The organism is Streptomyces sp. NPDC059003, assembly GCF_042740445.1.
In the GTDB taxonomy this organism is placed as follows: Bacteria; Actinomycetota; Actinomycetes; order Streptomycetales; family Streptomycetaceae; genus Streptomyces.
In genome coordinates, this window is record NZ_JBHYJH010000423.1 from 1 (window position 1) to 1716 (window position 1716).

Sequence of the window (1716 nt, forward strand, 5' to 3'; positions counted from 1 at the left end):
GTCCAGGAACGCGCGGGGCACAGCGCCGAAGCGGAAGGAATGGGATGACATGGGCGTTGGACCGGATGACCTGGCGGGCGAGCTGGACGTCGACTTCGAACGTGCCGAGGCCACGCGCGTATCTATGGCTGAAGGTCTGCCCCCGGAGATCGACGCGGATATCGCCAAGGCGCTGAAGCATCCGGACACCCCTGATGTACTGCTATCCCGTCCGTTCCAGGTGGTCGATGCCTGGGACGCGCTCAACGGACCGGAGGAACCCCGGGCTGCCGTGCTGGCCAGGGGCCTGCCAGGGGCGGCCAGGTCGGCCGCCGGCACCGGCGCGAGCCTCTCTGGGGACCTGTGCCGCACGTACGCAGACATTCTCCTGGCGGGCAGCACAGCGTCTCAAGCAGCGTTGCTCAACCCTCAGCTGCTGATCGAGTTGTGGCCCGAGCTGGTCGACATCCTCCCCGTGGCGGTGACGTCTGTCTGGGAGCAGCGCTTCACCCAGCTGAGGCGACAACCGTGAACTCGGACTCGGCATCGGCGATCCGCGCAGCCGCAATCGCTGCAGCCGGGGCAAGGGCGGCGACCGGTGTTGAGTTCGTACTGGATGGCGACCTGGCCCTGCACGTTCACGGGGCGATGTGGCGCAGCAGGCTGGAGATCGCTCTGGTCACGGAGGAGGCTTTTGACGCCGAACGCGCCCTCCCCACGGCTGCCGCAGCACTCCAGCGTGTCAGCCGCCCCGGAAGCGCCCGTATCAACTTCCCTGCCCACGGCAGCAAGGCTCCCCCACGTTCCTTGACGCTCCAGGACGGCACCAAGCCGTGGGCCCACGTCGTGGTGCTACCTGTCGCTGCTGAGCCGGTGTTCGACGAGACCGTCTCAGGGCCGGTGCAGGTCAGCCAGCCCGGCTCTGTGCCCCTGGCCCTGGACTTCACCGAGCACGGGGGCTCTCCCACTCGGCGTCCCTGGCCGTTCGTGGACACGATTGCCCCGCGCCCCCAGCTCGTGCTGGCGCGCATGCCTCAGTATGCTGAGCCGGTCGCAGTGGCCGAGACTCCCAACCTGCGGGTCAGCTCAGTGGCCACATTGATCATGCGTGCACTGCAGGCAGTGCGTACGCGTACCGATCCGCGGGACTTCCTCGACCTGGCCGCCCTGCAGGAGCGCTGCGGCGTAGCTGTGTTCCATAGCCTCGTCGTGAAGTCGTTGCAGTTCCAGGAGCGCCGGGCTCCGAGAAGCGATCCTGCCGAGCGGTTCTTGGAGCTGTACCACAGCCTGGGACGCGTGTCGCAGCTCAGCAACGAGAGCTTTCTGCGATGCGGTACCACGCGCCTCCACGTGAGGATGATGCACGATGCCATTACGGGCATGGCCGATCACATCGCACAGGCGGCGCCGCGCACCAGGGGCGAGGCTGGCTTGGAGCTGGAGATCTTCCAACTGCCCGAAGACCAGCGGCAAGCGATGCGTGCAGCGCTGTTGGCTATCGCTGTGGATGCGCCCTACATACGCGCCCGCCTGCCCGAGGTCGCGGATGCGCTGACGGAGGCCGCACTCGAGCGGCTGCGCACTCGGGTCGCAGAGGCTAGCGGCAGAGATGCTCAGGGGGCCCGCGCCCAGCACACCCGTCAGGACCAGCTCACCCCGGGACCGGGCTCGGCCCCCAGGCTCTAGGGACTGTGTCAGGTTGTGATCGTCCTTGGGTTCCGGGCCCGAGAGTGCATG

2 protein-coding genes are annotated in these 1716 nt (G+C 67.7%); both read left to right on the forward strand.

What is annotated here, in order from left to right:
- A partial coding sequence (locus ACFWZ5_RS46320; protein ID WP_384893317.1) for a hypothetical protein occupies positions 1-511 on the forward strand: 511 nt, incomplete at its 5' end.
- A complete protein-coding gene (locus ACFWZ5_RS46325) occupies positions 508-1665 on the forward strand; it encodes a hypothetical protein (RefSeq protein WP_384893320.1) in 1158 nt (385 codons plus the stop codon). The genes ACFWZ5_RS46320 and ACFWZ5_RS46325, both read left to right, overlap by 4 nt.
- Positions 1666-1716: the final 51 nt, after the last annotated feature.